The 17,375-nt window shown below is 53.0% G+C and carries 15 protein-coding genes; 2 read left to right on the top strand and 13 right to left on the bottom strand.

Going from position 1 to position 17,375, the window contains the following annotated elements; genetic code table 11:
- Nucleotides 1-9: 9 nt before the first annotated feature.
- Entirely contained in the window at nucleotides 10-2,163 is a 2,154-nt protein-coding gene (gene feoB / locus MMC1_RS08810; RefSeq protein ID WP_011713385.1) for a ferrous iron transport protein B, read from the top strand.
- Between the two features lie 399 nt (nucleotides 2,164-2,562).
- Here feoB and MMC1_RS08805 read toward each other — a convergent pair whose 3' ends face one another.
- Nucleotides 2,563-4,515 (bottom strand): SLC13 family permease, encoded by a 1,953-nt coding sequence (locus MMC1_RS08805; protein ID WP_011713384.1) that lies wholly within the window; start codon nucleotides 4,513-4,515, stop codon nucleotides 2,563-2,565.
- 672 nt (nucleotides 4,516-5,187) lie between these two features.
- Here MMC1_RS08805 and MMC1_RS08800 point away from each other — a divergent pair.
- The gene (locus tag MMC1_RS08800) at nucleotides 5,188-6,747 is read left to right on the top strand and encodes a tetratricopeptide repeat-containing sulfotransferase family protein (protein ID WP_011713383.1); all 1,560 of its coding nucleotides are present in this window, start codon (nucleotides 5,188-5,190) and stop codon (nucleotides 6,745-6,747) included.
- Nucleotides 6,748-6,912: 165 nt separating this feature from the next.
- On the opposite strand, the gene MMC1_RS08795 is transcribed toward MMC1_RS08800, so the two are convergent.
- The 12 genes from MMC1_RS08795 to MMC1_RS08745 all read right to left on the bottom strand — a co-directional run bounded on the left by MMC1_RS08795 (nucleotide 6,913) and on the right by MMC1_RS08745 (nucleotide 16,925).
- The gene (locus tag MMC1_RS08795) at nucleotides 6,913-8,427 is read right to left on the bottom strand and encodes a SpoIIE family protein phosphatase (protein WP_011713382.1); all 1,515 of its coding nucleotides are present in this window, start codon (nucleotides 8,425-8,427) and stop codon (nucleotides 6,913-6,915) included.
- Nucleotides 8,428-8,971: 544 nt separating this feature from the next.
- Nucleotides 8,972-9,244: a hypothetical protein gene (locus MMC1_RS08790; RefSeq protein ID WP_011713381.1), complete on the bottom strand. Its 273-nt coding sequence runs from the start codon at nucleotides 9,242-9,244 to the stop codon at nucleotides 8,972-8,974.
- 10 nt (nucleotides 9,245-9,254) lie between these two features.
- The gene (locus tag MMC1_RS08785) at nucleotides 9,255-10,373 is read right to left on the bottom strand and encodes a hypothetical protein (RefSeq protein WP_011713380.1); all 1,119 of its coding nucleotides are present in this window, start codon (nucleotides 10,371-10,373) and stop codon (nucleotides 9,255-9,257) included.
- 6 nt (nucleotides 10,374-10,379) lie between these two features.
- Nucleotides 10,380-10,532, bottom strand: a complete 153-nt coding sequence (locus tag MMC1_RS21905; protein WP_160162687.1) for a hypothetical protein — start codon at nucleotides 10,530-10,532, stop codon at nucleotides 10,380-10,382.
- 2 nt (nucleotides 10,533-10,534) lie between these two features.
- A complete protein-coding gene (locus MMC1_RS08780; RefSeq protein ID WP_011713379.1) occupies nucleotides 10,535-10,834 on the bottom strand; it encodes a hypothetical protein in 300 nt (99 codons plus the stop codon).
- 15 nt (nucleotides 10,835-10,849) lie between these two features.
- On the bottom strand, nucleotides 10,850-11,968 hold the full coding sequence (locus MMC1_RS08775; RefSeq protein WP_011713378.1) for a hypothetical protein: 1,119 nt from the start codon (nucleotides 11,966-11,968) through the stop codon (nucleotides 10,850-10,852).
- A 78-nt stretch (nucleotides 11,969-12,046) separates the two neighbouring features.
- A complete protein-coding gene (locus MMC1_RS19925; RefSeq protein WP_011713377.1) occupies nucleotides 12,047-12,490 on the bottom strand; it encodes a GNAT family N-acetyltransferase in 444 nt (147 codons plus the stop codon).
- Nucleotides 12,487-14,013, bottom strand: coding sequence for a hypothetical protein (locus MMC1_RS08765; RefSeq protein WP_011713376.1), 1,527 nt, complete (start codon nucleotides 14,011-14,013; stop codon nucleotides 12,487-12,489). The genes MMC1_RS19925 and MMC1_RS08765 overlap by 4 nt, the downstream gene beginning before the upstream one ends.
- A 137-nt stretch (nucleotides 14,014-14,150) precedes the next feature.
- Entirely contained in the window at nucleotides 14,151-14,852 is a 702-nt protein-coding gene (locus MMC1_RS08760) for a phage adaptor protein (protein ID WP_011713375.1), read from the bottom strand.
- Nucleotides 14,849-15,466 (bottom strand): hypothetical protein, encoded by a 618-nt coding sequence (locus MMC1_RS08755; RefSeq protein WP_011713374.1) that lies wholly within the window; start codon nucleotides 15,464-15,466, stop codon nucleotides 14,849-14,851. The genes MMC1_RS08760 and MMC1_RS08755 overlap by 4 nt, the downstream gene beginning before the upstream one ends.
- A 203-nt stretch (nucleotides 15,467-15,669) precedes the next feature.
- Complete coding sequence (locus MMC1_RS08750) at nucleotides 15,670-15,936, bottom strand: hypothetical protein (RefSeq protein WP_011713373.1); 267 nt, start codon at nucleotides 15,934-15,936, stop codon at nucleotides 15,670-15,672.
- A gap of 14 nt (nucleotides 15,937-15,950) precedes the next feature.
- Complete coding sequence (locus MMC1_RS08745) at nucleotides 15,951-16,925, bottom strand: phage major capsid protein (protein WP_011713372.1); 975 nt, start codon at nucleotides 16,923-16,925, stop codon at nucleotides 15,951-15,953.
- Nucleotides 16,926-17,375: the final 450 nt, after the last annotated feature.

Genomic DNA, 17,375 nt, shown 5'->3' with positions numbered 1-17,375 from the left:
GGTTTTTCAATGAACATCACCACCCCAACGATAAGTCAAGATGAAACCATCACCGTCGCACTGGTCGGTAATCCAAACTGCGGCAAAACTTCCCTGCTCAATCGCTTGACAGGTGGAAAAGACCAAGTGGGTAACTATCCCAGAGTAACCGTTACGGTTCGGGAGCGTCGGCTGTGTCTTGCTGGTCATACCTTCAACCTGGTGGATATGCCAGGCATTTACGCGCTTACTTCCGCCACCCAAGAAGAACGAGAAACACGACGCTATATTCTTGAAGGTAAGGCTGATGTCATCATCAATGTCATTGACGCGGGCAACCTAGAGCGCTCCCTCTATCTGACCACTCAGTTGGTCGAGATGGGAACACCCATGGTTTTTGCCCTAAATATGGTCGATGAGGTCGAACGAGAAGAGACCCTCATCGAAGCCCAAACCCTGAGCGAAATGCTGGGGGCACCGGTCATAAAAACCTCGGGCCGTTCTGGTACGGGGATTCAGGATCTTATGGATGCGGCCGTGCAACAGGCCAAAAAGGGGAAAGCGAACCCTCGCCGTTTCATCAATTTCGATCTGCATTTAGATACCGCAGTTGGTCGCATCTCCCAACTCATCCATGATCTGCATCCCAATAGCCCCGATAGTGATAACAGCCGTTGGCTGGCCATCAAACTGTTAGAAGGGGATGAAGAGGTCATCAGTCGCGAAGACGAGCATGAACACCTGCTTGAAATGGTGCGTCGTGAATGCTACGACATCTCCCATAACCATGGCTTACACTGCTCGGCGATGATTGCCGATGCCCGTTATGGTTATGTAAACGGTATTCTGGCAGAGGCCGTGAATAAACCGACCTTTGTCGATGCTCGCCACAAAGTCACCAACTGGTTGGATATGTTTTTTCTCAACCGGCTATTGGGCATGCCCATTTTCTTTGGACTTTTGTGGCTGATGTTTCACACAACCTTTACGGTGGGTGAAATTCCCATGGGTTGGATCGATCAAGGCGTCGCGCTCTTTTCCGATTTTGTAGCGAGCATCTTGCCAACCAGCATGGCTAAAGATCTCATTGTTGATGGCGTGATCGCTGGAGTTGGGGGAACCATTATCTTTTTACCCAACATCGTCATTCTGTTCTTTTTTATGGCCATCTTCAGCGAGACGGGTTATCTGGCCCGAGCGGCCTTTTTAATGGACCGGGTCATGCACATGTTTGGTCTGCATGGCAAAGCGTTAATCCCCATGGTTATGGGTTTTGGTTGCAACGTGCCTGCGGTTATGGCCACCCGCACCATTGAAGATGAACGCGCCAGAATGGTCACCATTTTGGTCAACCCGTTTATGCTATGCGCGGCGCGTCTACCGGTGTTTATTTTATTTGCCGGTGCCTTTTTTGCTGAACACGCAGGCAGTGTGGTTTTTGCCATGTATATGATCTCCATTGTTGGAGCTATGGGCGCAGCGGTACTGTTGAGCAAATTTTTCTTCAAGGGTGACGATGGCGCTTTTGTGATGGAGCTTCCCCCTTACCGACTCCCCACAGCACGTGGTATTATCATACACATGTGGGACAAGGGTATGAGCTTTCTCAAGAAAATTGCAGGCGTGATCTTTGTAGGCTCTATCGTAATCTGGGTACTGCAAGAGTTCCCCAAGGAGATTCAATGGAGCCAGGATTACCCTACCCACATCAGCCAATTTGAAACACAACCAGAATCACCCACGCGAAATGAGCAGATCGCACGGCTCAAACGTGCGGAAAAACAAGAGGCCTTAGAAAAAAGCTATCTGGGACAAATCGCCCTGACCATCTCCCCCATCTTTGAACCCCTTGGTTTTAATTGGAAAGATACCGTGGCGATTCTTACCGGGCTGCTGGCTAAAGAGGTGGTGGTTGCAAGCTACGCTGTCATCTATGCCCAAGATGATGATTCAACAGAGGAGTCTGATAGCTTACGTAACGCTTTGGCCGCCAACATGTCGCCCCTGGTAGCCTTTGCCTTTATGATCTTCGCCCTCTTCTACGCCCCTTGTATTGCGACGCTTGCGGCTATCCGACAGGAGGCCGGTGGGTGGAAATGGGCGCTCTTTTCCATTGTTTTCTCATTCTCTTTGGCCTGGAGCATGGCTTGGCTGATTGTCCATGTGGGCAGAGTGTTGGCTTAGGTTTGCTCATAGAGAAAAGCCGTGGGATCGTGCCCATACTTCATGGGGTTGGCACGTTCTTTCGTAAGTACCCACGAAACGACACCATTCGCCATAGGGCACCCTTAAAAATCCGTGACAGGAGATCTCTGTCACGGATTTTTTATATGCGGATGCGGGACACTATTCGGGGCAGCAGATGCTCCCTCAGGATGGCAGGGGGACGATACAAATTTGCATGACAACCTCGGTGAGCCATGAACCAGATCTCTACACCCTTTGGCGCAACAGGATCTGGCTTTGAAAAATTCGAGGATAAAGGCGGCTAAGCTAGAGACACAAAAACGGTGTCTCCCCCTTTTGGAGAAGACACCGTTGTGCGTCTCGTGTTGTTAGGCTAGAGCTTTGGGTTCCGCTCTCTTAGAAAATCAAGTTCATCATAACCATCATGACAATCAGGAACAGTAGGGTCATGATCCCCCCTGCCCGCATGAAGTCAGGCACGCGGTAGCCCGCAGGCCCCATGATCAAGGCGTTAACCTGGTGGGTAGGGATTAGGAACGAATTGGAGGTGGCGATGGCAACCGTCAACGCAAATACGGCCGGGTTCGCCCCAACCTCCAACGCAATATTAATCGCCAAGGGTACCAGCAGTACGGTCGCGCCCACATTGGACATGACCAATGTAAAGAAAGTAGCGAGAACCGCGATAACCCCTTGCAATACCCAGGTTGGCGGGGTGCCAATGGCAGCCAGCACCTCGCGGGCGATCCATGCAGCCGTTCCCGAAGTCTCAACAGCAGCCCCGAGCGGGATCAAGGAAGCGAGCAGAAAGACGGTTTTCCAACTGACCGCTTGGTAGGCTTCATCAATGGTCAACACGCCACTCAGGATCATGCCCACCGCTCCGGTAAGCAGCGCCACCGACAGACGCAGATCACTAAACAGCACCATGGAGAGGGCGATAACAAAAAACAAAGCAGCCCAGCCTACCTTGTTGGGGCGCAACTCTTCACGCGGGTATTCTGTGGTAACCACCACAAAATTGCGGTCTTTTTCAATGCGCGCCAACGTTTCCCAGCTGGTATGCACCACCAAGGTATCGCCAGCTTGTAGCGGCATGGCACGAATACCATCGCCCTCCTGTAAGGTTTTCCCCCCACGATGCAAACCGATCATGGAGAGACCCATGGTTTTCCGCATCCATACATCACGGGCACTTTTATTAACCAAGTCAGAGCTTGGGGGGATAACCACCTCAGCAATACCCGCTTTGGTAGCCGATAGAGCCTCGTGAAATGATTTGAGCTCTTGCCGAACCAGGAGACCCCAGTCGTTCGCCCAACGATTAACCTCGGACTGGATACCCATAACCCCCAGCACCATGCCGCCACGCACAGTAAACTCGCGGGACAAGCCGTTGTGACCCATGACGATATCCCCAGGCCCTTGCTGCACGGCGATAACACGGATTTTGTACTCTCCATGCTCGATGTCAAACAGGTTTTTACCGACCAAAGAGGTTTCTGAAGGCACGAGGACTTCGTTCATAACGTAGTCTAGGCCGTAGGTTTCCCGAAAGTAGGTCATGGGGCTGGTGGCGTTCCCCCCTTTACCCCCGCTAGCTGGGAGCACAAAGCGGCCAGCCAACACAAAATAGAGAATCCCGGTTGAGACCAAGGCCAAGCCGATTGGGGTAACGGAAAAAAGCCCCCAAGTTGCCATTTGTTTCTCGGCAGGTAGAGCCGCATTGGAGTTGAGGATAAGATCATTGAGCAAAATCAACGGACTGGAGCCAACCATGGTTACGGTGCCACCCAAAATGGCACAAAAACCCATAGGCATAAGCAGCCGTGACATCGGTATACCACTGCGCGCGGAGATGCGGCTTACCACCGGAATAAACAGGGCCGCAGCTCCCACGTTTTGCATAAAGCTTGAGATAAAGCTTACCGTGCCAGAGATAATAGGGATGATACGGCCTTCGGTGGTACCCCCTATTTTGAGGATAAACCCGGCCATTTTCCCCATGACACCCGTCTTATCCAAGCCCGCTCCAATGATCATGACAGCAATAATGGAGATCACCGCATTAGATGAGAAACCATTAAAAAGGTGCTGGTTATTGACTAAACCTGCTTCTAACCCCATATAGGGGGCCAGTAGCGAACTCACACCCAACAGAACCATGACCGTAATGGCTGCGACATCCACCCCAACCACTTCAAAAGAAAAGAGATAGATGGTAAGAATGAGAATGCCCATGACCCAAGCAATTTGGATGGTAGGCACGATCGTTGAGAAATAGAGGGCGATTATCGCAAAGATCGTTGCCGCTACAATCTGTTTAACCGGAATATTTAGGAAAGACATAGGCATCCTCGTGACTCTTTTTGTTGAACAGGATCCAAAGCATGGCGCAAGTTTACAAGCCTGGATGAAGGGGTACACGGTTGGCCAACATGAGCGTGCATGTCGATTCAATCAACCAATGCAACCTTAAACGGTACGCTCAAAACGTCCGTTATGGCTTTATTTGATAGACTATTATGCATATTTATACATGTCGTTTCTAGATATTGTGTGCGGTTTCTCACGATTTCTCGTTATTTTTTTCAGCGTTTACCCGCCTATGCAGGGCGCCATAAAGCCAGCATTTGGCGCAATGCAATTTTTTGTGCTCGGCAAGCGGTCTATGTCATTTTGTGGAGAGCCTGCTCACACGGCCCTTTTTTCCGTTCTTCTTAGCTTTGTGTGGCTCCTAAACACACCATTGCCCCCACCATTTCCATCTTTCTAAGCGGGGCAGAATGGATGCCAAAGCACTCTGCATAGGGGGCTCTATAGTAACAGAGCATCTGCAAGGGGGGCGGCATTGTGGCTTTAATGTGTTAACATGGAGCCGCTACTGTTTTTAATGACGAGTGAGCACCGAAGCTGGTACCAAAAAACGGCGCAAGTGGCGCGTTGTACGGTTATTTAGTGGTACCCAGCTCACTGGAGAAATAGTCCCGACTGGTGCCCAATTTTTTATGAGGTCGTTTCATGCCCTTACCCCATACGCTACAACAAGCGATTGATCTGCATAGTCAAAAGCGCCTAGAACAGGCTGAACCCCTGTATATACAGTGCTTGGAACAGCCTGAAGATCGCCATACCGCGCTGGAAAATCTAACCATTCTTAAGTTGGAACAAGGGGATAATCCCTCTGCCTACAGCTATGCCAACCTGCGCCTGACCGAACAGCCCCTTAGTATTAATGCGGTCAACAATGTTGCCATCGTCTGCATGCGTATGGGCAAATTACGTGAAGCCGACCACTATTTTTCCCAACTATTGCCTCAATATAAAGAAAACCCTACCCTTTTTCAAAACGCCGCACTGGTTAAGTTTCAACTGGCGATGGAGGGTTTTCCCACCGCAGAAAGCCTGTTGGCCTTGGCCAAAGATGGGGTTGAACAGTTTCCCGAAAGCCCCCCCCTGCTGCACAACTTGGCCTTAAGCCAGTTTTTGTCCGGCCAACAGCAAGCCGCCGCCCAGCTCTACGGTGAGTGCATTCGTCGCCAACCCAACGAGGCGCTGGCCTATCTGCGTATCTACAGCGGTCCAGGCAGCCGGGATGAAGTGCTCTACCAAGCCCTTCTGGAGCAACTGCAACAAGGGCCTCAAAAGGACCCCTTGGCTTGGGTCAATTTACTGTTTGCTCGCGCCCATGCCGAAGCGGCCCGAGAAGATTATGCCACCGCTTATAGCTATTACCAGCAGGCCAACAGCGCCCTGCGTAAAGTGCGCCGCCCCGTGGTCCATCAAGAGAAGATGATGACCCTCAAGCTGGAAAGCATTAAAGAGCAGTTACAAGGCTTTAAACTAAGCCCATGGCAGGGACCAAACCCCATTTTTATCCTTGGCATGCCCCGCTCCGGCACCACCTTGGTCGAAGAAATTGTGGCACGCCACAGCAGTGTTACCCCAGCAGGAGAACTGCCCCTACTCAATGAGGCATTGGGTGCACTGATGGCCCCCCTCATGGCGGGGGAATCCCTACCGGTAGAACAGGTGGCAGAGTCCATTTTAGAAGCCCGCAGTTACTACCGTAAAGAGCTGAAAGCACGCCAGATCACCACCCCGTGGTATACCGATAAATCCCCCGGTAATTTCCGTTTTGCCGGAATTTTGCCGGTGCTTTTCCCCGAAGCGAAGATCATTCATTGTCAGCGGGATCCTGTGGAAACCCTCTTTTCATGCTACCGCAGTTATTTTTTTGAAGGGCATGGCTGGACCACCACCCCCGCAGATTTGGTGGACTACTACCACTATTATCAACGCACGATGCAAACGTGGGAAAGCTGGCATCCAGGCCGGATGATTGAGGTCAACTATGAAGGATTGGTGGAACAGCCTCAAGCGCAAACCCAAGCGCTTTATGGGGCACTCGGATGGTCATGGCAACCCCATTATGCTGAGTTTAAGGCGCACCCCCAGCGGCCCGTCTTGACCCAAACTCTAGACCAAGTACGCCAGCCCATCCACCGGCAGGGCATCAACCGTGTGCAACACTACCCCGAATTTGCGCAGGCCGTCGCCTCCCAGTTGCTGAAACCTTAGCTCGTGGTATCTTCTCCCCTCCCCCAGGCCACCACGATTGCGTTTGCGCTTGGAGCTTGCGAACCACAAGCACAACCTTGGTTTGCAGGGAGGGGTCCACCCTATTTAACCACTTAAAGCACGACCACAGCCTGCCCGTAGTCGTGCTTTAAAATCCTGCCATACTCAGCACTGCACAATTACCATGGAAAGGTCATCATCCATAACCTCACTACCGCTAAAGGCGCAAAGCTCTTTAAGCAGAAGATCTTTGACCTCCTCCAGCGAGTCGGCACGCTGAAACAGCTCAACAACCCGATCTTCACCAAACATATCCACACTATGCTGTGCGGCTACTTCGGTAATACCATCGGTGTAGGCGACGACCTGCTCCCCCTCTTCCACGTGTAGGGTACACCCTTGGGCATCAAAACTCTGTCCTCCGACAATCCCCAGCGACAGGGTATGACTGGGAAAGGTCCGCACGCTGCCATCATTGCGCAACAAAAAGAGGGGGGGATTGCCACCATTCCAAATAAACAGCCGCTTTTGCGCCGGGTCATACTCAATAAACGAGGCGGCGAGAAACAGCGTGGTCGGTAGTTTGACGTGGAGTTGTCGGTTCATCTCGGTCAAAATTTGATCGGGGGCAAAGCCCTTATTGGTCATGGTGCAAAAGATGTCCGTCACCATAGGACCCGCCAAAGCAGCGGTAAGCCCATGACCGGTAAAATCTCCCAAAAACACATGACGCACCCCGGTGGGACGGGTAGCGGCAATAAGGATATCCCCCGAAGCCCGCTCCATGGGGTGAAAAATGGTGAAAACACCCGTGACATCATTGGTGCTATGAGCGCGCATACGGTCTAGGATATCTGCCACGATGGAGCGCTCCCGCAGCATCTCTTCATTGCGAGCCATGAGCGCCTTTTGCAGCATTTTTTGTTCGGTTAAATCGTGGATAATGGCGAAAAACCGGCTCTCCCCATCTTCGCTTTCTACCCGCGAAACCGCCAATTGCACAATAAAGTGGTTACCATCGCGATGACGCGCCTTAACCTCCTGCCCGCTACCGGAACTGGCGGTGATTTGGTCCACCGAAGGGGTTTGCACCACCGATTCGGGACCCGAAGGGGCCGTTGGTAACAGCAGTTGAATACCCTGCCCAATCATCACCGCGCGCACATAGCCAAACAGCCGCTCTAAGGCGGGGTTAACGTCTAAAATAATGCCGTCTTCGTCAAACACCACAATGGCATCCACAGCCGTGCTAAACAGGGCAGCCAGCCACTGTTGCGAGCTCTGTTGCCCACGCACCGCCTGCCGACGCTCCAGCAATAGCCGAGTACGCTGCTTGAGCAGCGACCAGTTGACCGGCTTGAGCAGATATTCATCCACCCCAAGGGCAAAGGCGCGCTCAATATCGGCCTCATCATCGCTGCTGGTGAGCATGATGATGGGTAAGGTGGGGGGCTGGTCATGGTGCTGACGGATGATGCGGCAGACATCAAAACCGTTCATGCCCGGCATATCTACATCCAGCAGCATCAGATCTGGCTTATTGCCCGACTCGACCGCAGTGATCGCTTCTAAACCATCCTTCATAAGGACGACCCGGTAGCCAAGTTCCCGATAAAACTTGTCTAACATCAAGCGAATAGTAGCCGAATCGTCAACCACCCATATGGTGTTGGGACTCATAAAAATTCCTAAATAGGTGGAAAGCCAATACAAAGTTCCACATGCTACCCCAAGAGTGCCATGTTTCCCACCAAGAACCAAGCATTTGTTACGATTAAATCCGAACAAATGGATATTCTGTATCATTTTTCCAGTCGCACTCGCAGAGCGTGCTTGTAAAGGTTGCCCATGTAGCGAAGAACCATCGGCTAACAGGGTATGCAACTCAACATTTTGGTAAGCGGTTAGAATCCTGAAAAGGGAAAAAAAACAGCCCCCTCAAACGCGCGGAAAATTGATTGTTTTATCCAATAAAACAAACCCTCACACGTGAAATCTATTTTCTATGCAGACAAATAAGCCACTGCCATCCAAAGAGGGCAGTGGCTTACCATCAATCGGTCTCAGAATGGGGCCGTTAAAGATAACATGGGCTCTGGGTAAACAATTTGTGGGGATCGTTTTTTACTGCGGTGGCGCACCTTACTTACCCCAGCATGGATGCTGGGCAAGAGCCTCAACACGGCTCGCTTGTTACAATTGCGCACATTTTTAATGCGCTGTGTCACACATCCAGTGCCAAGGCAAATCGCGGATCTGCCTTGATGTTGGCGTAGAGCCGCTTGAGCAGGTTATCCCCATCGGATTCGTCAAAATCAAACTCAAACCCCTCTTCTTCTAACGGGGCTTGTCCAGCCGCTCGCGCTGCCTTTGAGGCGTAGAAGCCCGCCCGACAATGCACCCGCTTGTTATCCCCTTGAAAGCTGTAGATACGCACATACCCATCGGGACAGTTGACCCCAAAACGCGACGAGGTAAAGTTCAGTTGTAAAGCCATGGTTCGTTCCTTATAAAGTGACCCAAGAGAGATTGCCCGCACCATCGGTTTGCAGCACCTGACCGGCGCTACCATCGGTAATGGGGAGTGTATAAGCGCCACCGTAGATAGCCACGCCAGCGCTAGAGATGCGCAGCAGGTCGATGGCATTCGCGCGTAACACAACTTCACCCGCAGAGGTGGTTGCCGCGCTCTGTCCAATAGCGATTGAGTGCGCGTATGCGTTCGACGATGTTCCAATGGCCGTTGCATAATTGCCAGCCGTTGCGTAACGACCAATCGCATGCCCCCAATAGGCAGCACTGGCATAATTTCCAAGGATACAAGATCCTTGTCCATTGACAGCATTCGCACCAACCGCCGAAGAATAATCAGAACCCGTTACTCCGTCACCGATGGCCACAAAGGAATAGACCGATCCGGAAGATCCGGTGTTTCGTCCAATCGCAACACAGGCCGACTTTGCCTTGGCGTTCGTGCCAACCGCTACGCCATAACCAGTAGCCGTTGCACCATAACCAAGCGCCACATCTTGAACGCCACCCGATGCCCCTGCGCCAATGACCACCGCATTAAGGCCGGTGGTGGTGACGTTCATGCCAATCGAGATCGCACCCGCATAGCTCGCCCCGTTCAGATCACCAATCGCTATTTGCCCGGGCTGAGGGGTTTCTACCCCATCATCCATGATCACATAACCCGAGGCCCCGGCCAGATAGGCCACATCGCTTAGCTCATTCAGTGCCGTAGCGCCCCCACCCCCTGCCGCCATATCCACCCAGCTTACGACACCGGCCCCGTTGGTTTGCGGCACCTGCCCACTGCTGCCATCGGCGCTGGGCAGGGTGTAGCTGCTGGTGAAGTGGGGTTGATAGAGGCCGCTATGGTTATGATCCCCCGCCGCCACCGTGCCAGGGGTAGTGCCTACCGCTAAGGCGGCGGCCTGCCCCGCGTCAGTGATGTCAGACAGGCTATGCCCGTGGCTAACTGGAGCATAGAGACCCTCGTTCATGCCCCTTAATGTTGCCACGTCAAGCTGCTTGGACTGCCCATCCCGCACCGCATAAAGCAGATCACTCTCCTGCACATCCAACAGAGCAGGCAGTTGTGTCAATGGTTGATCAGCCATACCCTATTATCCTTCTAAAATAAGATGATCTGCGGATTCCAGCAGAAAAAAATCGCCCCCTTGCAGAAGCAGACATGCCGGTTCAGACAACACCACAGCCAGCCCCAGCAAGCCACGCAACCGATGGTGCTGACAACCAAAACGTCGTATTAATGCCATGGTTAGATGCCTCCACCTGAGGTAAAATAAATGGAATGGCTGCTCTGCCCAGCGGCGCAAAGCGCCGCTGCATGGGTGTGCATACGGGGGGAGCGGCTAAAGACCTGCACACTGCCCGGTAGAATCGGGGTATCACCCACACTGGCCGTGACACTGCCTTGACCAAATGCAATAAACACCACCGCAGCACCACTGTTGGTGACCATCACTTGCGCCCCATCGCCCCCAATTAAAACCGACTGCGAACTCTCCGACACGGCAATTGAACTGGTTGGGCCAGGTGCAAAAGCTTGTACCGTCATTTCATCTTTCCTCTCTTATAAAAAACGATAGGCATGACATTGGATCGCCCAATGCGATGCGGTGAGGCGCGCGCTGCTCAAACCATCTTCCACAAGGGTGTAGAGCTCGTAATCAGAGACTTGAGAAACGTCATTAAACCGGAAAATGATCGAGTTGCTATCCATGGATGCATTAAAGTAGGTCGAATCTGCACCTTCGGCATGAATCATTAACTCTAAGCGTTGACCCACGCTATAGCCGTGCTCGGCCAAAACGCACACCAGATAGATGGAGACCAGAGAGGGCACCCCACCCAGACCGTGTGCCACCTGATAGCGACCGGCTGAAAAGATTGGGCTAAGGGTTAGCTCGCCAGATGAAACAACGGTTGCTGTATCGATGGTTTGATAAGTTAGGCTCTCTGTGCCGCTGTCATAAGCGAGGCATTTACCCTCGCCAATGTCGCTATTATCCACCGTCACACCCTGCAATCGGTTGGCATTCCACTTTGCCTCATCCACCCCCACTTGGGCATCGGTGACGTTGTGGGGGTTATCCTGCTGGCTTAAATGGGCATCAATCTCGGCATGGGTGTTACTGCCAGCCCCCACCAGCGCAGCGTGCTCTAAGGTGGCTGCATTAAGTAACTGAAAATGGCTACCATCATGCACCACCATCACCACACTACCGGTGGCGATATCCCCTGCGGCCAGATCTTGTGTAACCTGCTTTTTAATGGCTACCGCACCCAAACCATTAATATTTATCGTTGCTGCCCCACTGTTGCTATGCGTCGCTACAAAGCTGAACAGTTGCCCAGCTTGATACCCAGTCAGTCCAGGCGCTAAGGTTAACAAATAGCTATTGGTGGTACCGCTCTCACTACCATGGGTTAAGCTGCCATCTTGCAATTGGGCCGCAGTGGCATAGTGGCTACGCGCGGTGGCATTGGCCACATTGGTATGCTTATACCCCCCCATGGGTAGGTTGGCGGTGGGTGCTGCCTGTCCATCACGGGGCAGGCTGTTGCTGATCTCTGCCACCATGTCGTTCATTTCGGCATCCATTTTGGTACTGGAGATGGGGTTGCCCCCACTGGCCTCCTCACTCCAACTATAGAGCCGGTTGTGTGTACCCAATCCATCTCTGGCCATGGCACATCCTCCTCTTGACATCATAAAAAAAACCCCGCATGGGCGGGGCTGTGAACAAACGGGTGCGTGCTGCACCAATCAAGCAGACTGGTTTGGCCTGACTTGAGGAGCCAACCAGCGACACTCTGTTTTAAGCAGTCCGTAAATTAAGGCATCCTGCCCAGCGGGATAACTTTGGCGACAGCGCCCCTCCAGTTGAAACCCCAGCCCCTCGGCCAAACGTTGCGAGGCTCTATTGGTGTGGGCCACCAAACTGGTGACACGTCGGCAGCCCAACTGCACAAAGGGATAGTGAAAAAAGGCTCCAATCACCCCCCTTTTGGCCCAACGGGGATGAGAGGCGGCAATGGCCATCTCAATGTCCACATCGCGATAGTTTTGATAGAGCACCGCCGCCAACAACTCAGAGCCATCCACCGCCGCCAGGGCACGGCCCGCCCCAAATTGGACCGGTTCAACCATCTTTTCACTGACCCACTGCGCAGCCAAAGTGTGATCTATGGGGATAACGCGAATGGTCATAATCCCTGCCCTTTCTCAAATTGCACATCCAATGCATGCCAGCGCACATTTTGGTTGGCGGTGGCGGTTCGCAAGCGCACCGAAACGCAGTAGCCAATCCCCAGACAGCTCTGCCACTGACCCCGAATCTGCATCGCCCCTCCCCAAGTGGCCGTATCCCACTGTTCACTGTCCCATGCCGCACCCTCAGCCTGATTGGGCGAGGAGATCGCTGGTGCAGGAGGATTCTCTCCAAAATCGGTATCCAGGGTTAATGAAACGGGTAAATTGGCGTCCGAAGAGAGCAACGGTCGCATCATGGTAAAGCGCTTGGTGCTGCTACGCCCCCCCAAATATTGAAACGAGGTGCGGCCATCGGTCACAATATCCTGACCATCATCATGGGTACCGTAGTCGGCCCGATAGAGCACGCCATTTTGAGCACCAAAATAAAGCCTATCCTCAAACACCGCCCAACAGATGCCGTTTTGCCCGGTAAAACGGCACCACGCCCCGGTGGTCATGTTAAAAATATGTTGTTCATAGCGTCCCGAAGCCTGAGGCACGTTAAACAGCAGATAGTTACCCGCCGGATAGTGCAATGCCTGCCACCCAAAGCGGCTGGCGCTGTTACGGATCGCTACGCTCAAGGCACCCTGTATCCGATCTGACAACGCTTCACCACTGCGGCTGCCGCTCAATACCTTACTCAGCGGCAGATAACCATCCTGGGTGATCACAATCAGGTCCGAGCCATAACGCATCACACAGCGCCGACCAATGGGGGCCCCCAAACGATAGATCCCTACCAGACTCCAACTGGTGGCATCATTCGGATTGCTGCCTTGATAGATCAACACATCCCCTTCAGACATAAGGAACACCGCAAAATCATCCAGACCATCCCCACCATCACGGGTCCAGGTGCCCATGGCTTGCAAGTAGCCCCCATTGGGTGCATAGCTGGCCAGATCAAAGCGGTTCATAACCCCACTCACGGCCCCAGCATCGGCGTACCACACCGCCGCACTCTCTTTTTCCACAAAAAAAAGGCGCTGCTGAAAAAGGTTAACCCCTATCAAATGGGTTGTGATCAAACCCTCTCCACTCCAAGCTGTGGTGTTCCAACTGGTGCCGTCATAATCCATGGGGGCATCCACCCCGTTGGCTATGAAGAGCCGCCCCTTATAGTTGACATGCTGCCACCGGCTTGAAGCCAGACCGCTCACCAAGGCCCCACTGGAGTTACCGTTGGTGCAATCGTGGATCTCCCCTGCGCTCACCACAAACAGACAGCGGCTGCTAGCCCCACTCCAAGGCAACATGCTCTCTACCGCTCCAGGCAGGTTGTCGGCCTGCGGTTGATACCCCCCCCGCAGCGCCACATAGGAGCTGTGGGGCATCAGGTTATCCAAAATAATCGCCTCGTCCCGACGCATGGACCCCATATCATCCTTGGCATTCCAGCCCCGGGTAGGCGCTGGAATAGAGGTCCCCGAGTGTCGCACTTTTGCCATATTCAAACCCTCTGTTGCACGCAACATAGATCCCCCCAGGGGGGCATCCTCAACGCCAAAAAAAGGGGCTCCACCACAAGCGGGGAGCCCATATCGGGAGCGGTCAAAACCTCTTCACACCAGACCGTGCGATTCTTTTGAAAATCTTGTTACACCAGCCCCCCCTAGTACCAGTGCCCGCCCCCTGTAACCCCCCGTTGAATGGTGTAAGAGGGACCACCAACCAACGAGAGTATGGGGGAACCACCAGAACGGGCCTTTTTTTGTGAGACCTCATTTTGATACGCCCCATACTCTTGGCTGTAGTCAAAGCCCTTGGCCTTTTTAAAGCGCCAGACCAGGCCAAGGGTCATCAAATGTTCGCTCAAAATGCCCACATCGCTATCGGCTTGCCACCCCTGCTGGCCATCCCCCGCGCTGCTTTTGCACCAGTTTTTGCTGTGATACTCAAAACTGTAGCTCTCCGACTGAGCGGGTGTCGGCGCAAACATAAGCACACCTTCACGAATACGAAACGTGGGAAAGGGGGTCGCGCTCCCGTGGGCGCGATTGGCTTGCCAATCCATGGCGCTCATGGGGCCCCCTACCACACGCCCTGTGGTGCGATTCCACATGGTATTGTTGATCAAAAAGTCCATATCCGGGACCAAGCTTTGCAGATCGTAGTTAGCCTGCCCGGCGACGGTAGTAAAGCTGGCCTCACGGGTCATCTCTGGCCAGGGTCCACGGGCCGCCAAGGTGCGCCCCTCCATCTGCGCCACCGCCAGGAGTTGCCGAATGGTGGGATCACTGCTAGAGACCACCTGCGTAGGACGCTGCACCCCGATCAAGTCAGCCGCCTGCTGGACCATACTCAACAGGCTCATACCAACTCTCCATCCTGTTCAGCCTGGACACACACCACCTCATCCATCTCTTCTACTGTTTTACGCCCGCGACGCTTGAGCGGAGCTTTCGCTTCCACCATTTTTTCCACCAATTTTTCCAGCTCGGCAATGCGTTGATCCCGTTTTTCCAACGCGACGGCCAACTGTTGCGCCACCGCGCTATCCTTGGCATTTTCCAGATAGGCTTTGGCCTGTGCCACCAACTCACGCGCCCCCAACCCTATCTTCTGGATGGCGTTATCTGGCAATGCGGCCAGTTGCTCCACGGTAAAAATGTGCATCGCTTTCAAATCGGCTACCCGGGTCACACTTAGAGCGGGCCAACTCTCTAACAGGGTCCCCTCGATTTCGGCGGTGCGATCCTTATTTTTAAAGGCTTGATAGTGACGGGCAAAACGCATCTTGTCCCGCTCACGTACCGGCGCAATAAAGGTATCTTTGGATCCGGGCACAATAATCTTGATATACTCTCTCTCCACATGCACTGGACGCCCCTGTTCCAGGGATCGCGCCTTGTGCTCCACAGCTTTCATAAAAAATTCCACAAACAGCTTTTCATCCCCGGGTTCACGACCCATGTCACGATTGTCCATACGATGTCTCTCTCTCCATAGCGGGCATTTGACATGCCCGTTTGCGCTAAAAAATAGCTAAAAAAGGGCCGGAAGGGTTCATCTTCCGGCCCTGCTGTCGTGCAGACCCTTTAACCTATAAATGGTCACAAAGGTTTATATCCTATGCTATTTTTTGCACGGTTCTAAGGGTGGCTGCGTTGACAAAAAAAGGAACGTTCCCGTTAAACGGTCAAACCAGCGCTCTGTTTGACCCAGCCATATTCACCTGCCGCAAAGGCAGCCTCGGCGGTATGGTTGCCCGCTGCATCGGTCAAGGCATAGGTGGTGGTGTTGACCGTACAGCTACCGGTGGCCACCGCTTCGGCGGCGAGAACATAGATCCAAAGGGTATTCTCGTTGCCACGTACCGTATGACCCAGTTGAAAATCTGGGCGGCTGGCTCGCTTGGTAAAATTGACACCCAGGGTGCCATCAATACAGTTACTCATGGTGTTTTCTCCCCTTAATCTTTGAGAACGCCTTGCAAAAAGGCGTTAGAAAGGCACAAGTTACCCGCCACACCGATCAATTGAACGGTGGCATCCTGATTGGTGCTAAAACGTTCAGGACCAATAGGTACCATGTTGCGATCTTTATGGGGGCGCCATTTCAGATAGTTCGAGTTGATGAAATACATATGGTTATCCGGGGCATTACCACCATAACCGCCATCGAACACCACATCGGCATCCATAAACTTCACACTGGTAAAGCCGGCATCGGCCATCTCGTTGCTGGCCACACGCTGCACCGCTTGCAGAGACTCCAGATAGAGCTTATAGAAGTTATTGTCGGCAATAATCAGGTCGGGACGGTCTGTACCACGCACCAATTGCAGCCACACGGCATTCATATATTGCTGAATATTGGAGCCGGTGGCCGAGGCCCCACCATCGGTGGTGCAATCATAAGAGACATTGCGCCAAAATGACCAAGAGGCTCGATCAATGCCCCCCACCGTACCCGTGGTGGGGTCATCGGCCACCAACAGTTGCAGACCACCAATCTGCTTGCCGCTATCGGCGGTACCATCGCTGTAGAGGTCGGCGGCAATGTTGTTAATCATGGTGCGTTCTGCGTTTTTAAGGCGGCTCTCCATCAGTTCAATGACCGCCTCGGTACCGCTGTTTTGCAACTGCTCCAAACCGGAGATAGAGACGGCCACAGCGGCCTGTTTAATATCGTACTCCGCAGCGGTAAACACCTCGCTGGGCGCAATATTTAGGGTTTCATAACCGCTGTAGCGCTGAAAGGTGCTGTTTTCTGCATACTCCAGCTCCTCAATGATGGAACGGCCACCGCTAAAGGGTTTAAGGTTGTCTTTCTTTTGCAGACGGAACAGCAGCGCATTGTTTTTGGTCATGTTATCGGCCAAAGACCCGCTACGGCCTGCCAGAGTACTGGTGACCAGTTCGCTTAAATAGGGAGTGCTGGACATAGTTTGCCTTCTTTCTACGCGGATTTTGTTGATCCAACAAAACCCAAAGGAATACACGCACGCCCGCAGGCGCTGTTGGTTAAACCGAGCCAGAGGGGATTGTGGCTGCATTGGCTGAAAAACAACCCCACCCCCAACTGACCCTGTTTAATGAAGTTGTGCCCGCTCTGGGGCACAAAAAAAGGTCCATTTGCCGGTAGGCATATGAACCTTTTTCATCCCTGTTTGTGACGGAGGGAGCCTCCTTGCTCCCCCATTACTGAAAGCAGCTTTTTTCCTATACAGGTGAAAAGAGACCGCTTTGTAACTCCCTCAGACGATTTTCCCGCCTCGTGAGTCTGTTGTGTGTGACGGTTTCATGGCCTGTAACCTCTCTGTTTTCCTGACTGAGTAGAGCCCCGCCAACCCCCTGCGACAGACAAGCCAGGGTTTCTATCCCTGGGGGGGCGC

This window comes from Magnetococcus marinus MC-1, assembly GCF_000014865.1.
GTDB lineage: Bacteria > Pseudomonadota > Magnetococcia > Magnetococcales > Magnetococcaceae > Magnetococcus > Magnetococcus marinus.
The sequence above is the reverse complement of the archived record's forward strand: the minus strand, read 5'-3'. Positions and strand labels throughout refer to the sequence as shown.

Coding starts and splice junctions, on each gene's coding strand:
- MMC1_RS08775 (WP_011713378.1), bottom strand. CDS start 11,968: ATGGCCAGAGATGGATTGGGTACACACAACCGGCTCTATAGTTGGAGT.
- MMC1_RS21905 (WP_160162687.1), bottom strand. CDS start 10,532: ATGGCATTAATACGACGTTTTGGTTGTCAGCACCATCGGTTGCGTGGC.
- MMC1_RS08750 (WP_011713373.1), bottom strand. CDS start 15,936: ATGAGTAACTGTATTGATGGCACCCTGGGTGTCAATTTTACCAAGCGA.
- MMC1_RS08805 (WP_011713384.1), bottom strand. CDS start 4,515: ATGTCTTTCCTAAATATTCCGGTTAAACAGATTGTAGCGGCAACGATC.
- MMC1_RS19925 (WP_011713377.1), bottom strand. CDS start 12,490: ATGACCATTCGCGTTATCCCCATAGATCACACTTTGGCTGCGCAGTGG.
- MMC1_RS08780 (WP_011713379.1), bottom strand. CDS start 10,834: ATGACGGTACAAGCTTTTGCACCTGGCCCAACCAGTTCAATTGCCGTG.
- MMC1_RS08795 (WP_011713382.1), bottom strand. CDS start 8,427: ATGAGTCCCAACACCATATGGGTGGTTGACGATTCGGCTACTATTCGC.
- MMC1_RS08755 (WP_011713374.1), bottom strand. CDS start 15,466: ATGGACAATCGTGACATGGGTCGTGAACCCGGGGATGAAAAGCTGTTT.
- MMC1_RS08745 (WP_011713372.1), bottom strand. CDS start 16,925: ATGTCCAGCACTCCCTATTTAAGCGAACTGGTCACCAGTACTCTGGCA.
- MMC1_RS08765 (WP_011713376.1), bottom strand. CDS start 14,013: ATGTTGCGTGCAACAGAGGGTTTGAATATGGCAAAAGTGCGACACTCG.
- MMC1_RS08785 (WP_011713380.1), bottom strand. CDS start 10,373: ATGGCTGATCAACCATTGACACAACTGCCTGCTCTGTTGGATGTGCAG.
- MMC1_RS08790 (WP_011713381.1), bottom strand. CDS start 9,244: ATGGCTTTACAACTGAACTTTACCTCGTCGCGTTTTGGGGTCAACTGT.
- MMC1_RS08800 (WP_011713383.1), top strand. CDS start 5,188: ATGCCCTTACCCCATACGCTACAACAAGCGATTGATCTGCATAGTCAA.
- MMC1_RS08760 (WP_011713375.1), bottom strand. CDS start 14,852: ATGAGCCTGTTGAGTATGGTCCAGCAGGCGGCTGACTTGATCGGGGTG.
- feoB (WP_011713385.1), top strand. CDS start 10: ATGAACATCACCACCCCAACGATAAGTCAAGATGAAACCATCACCGTC.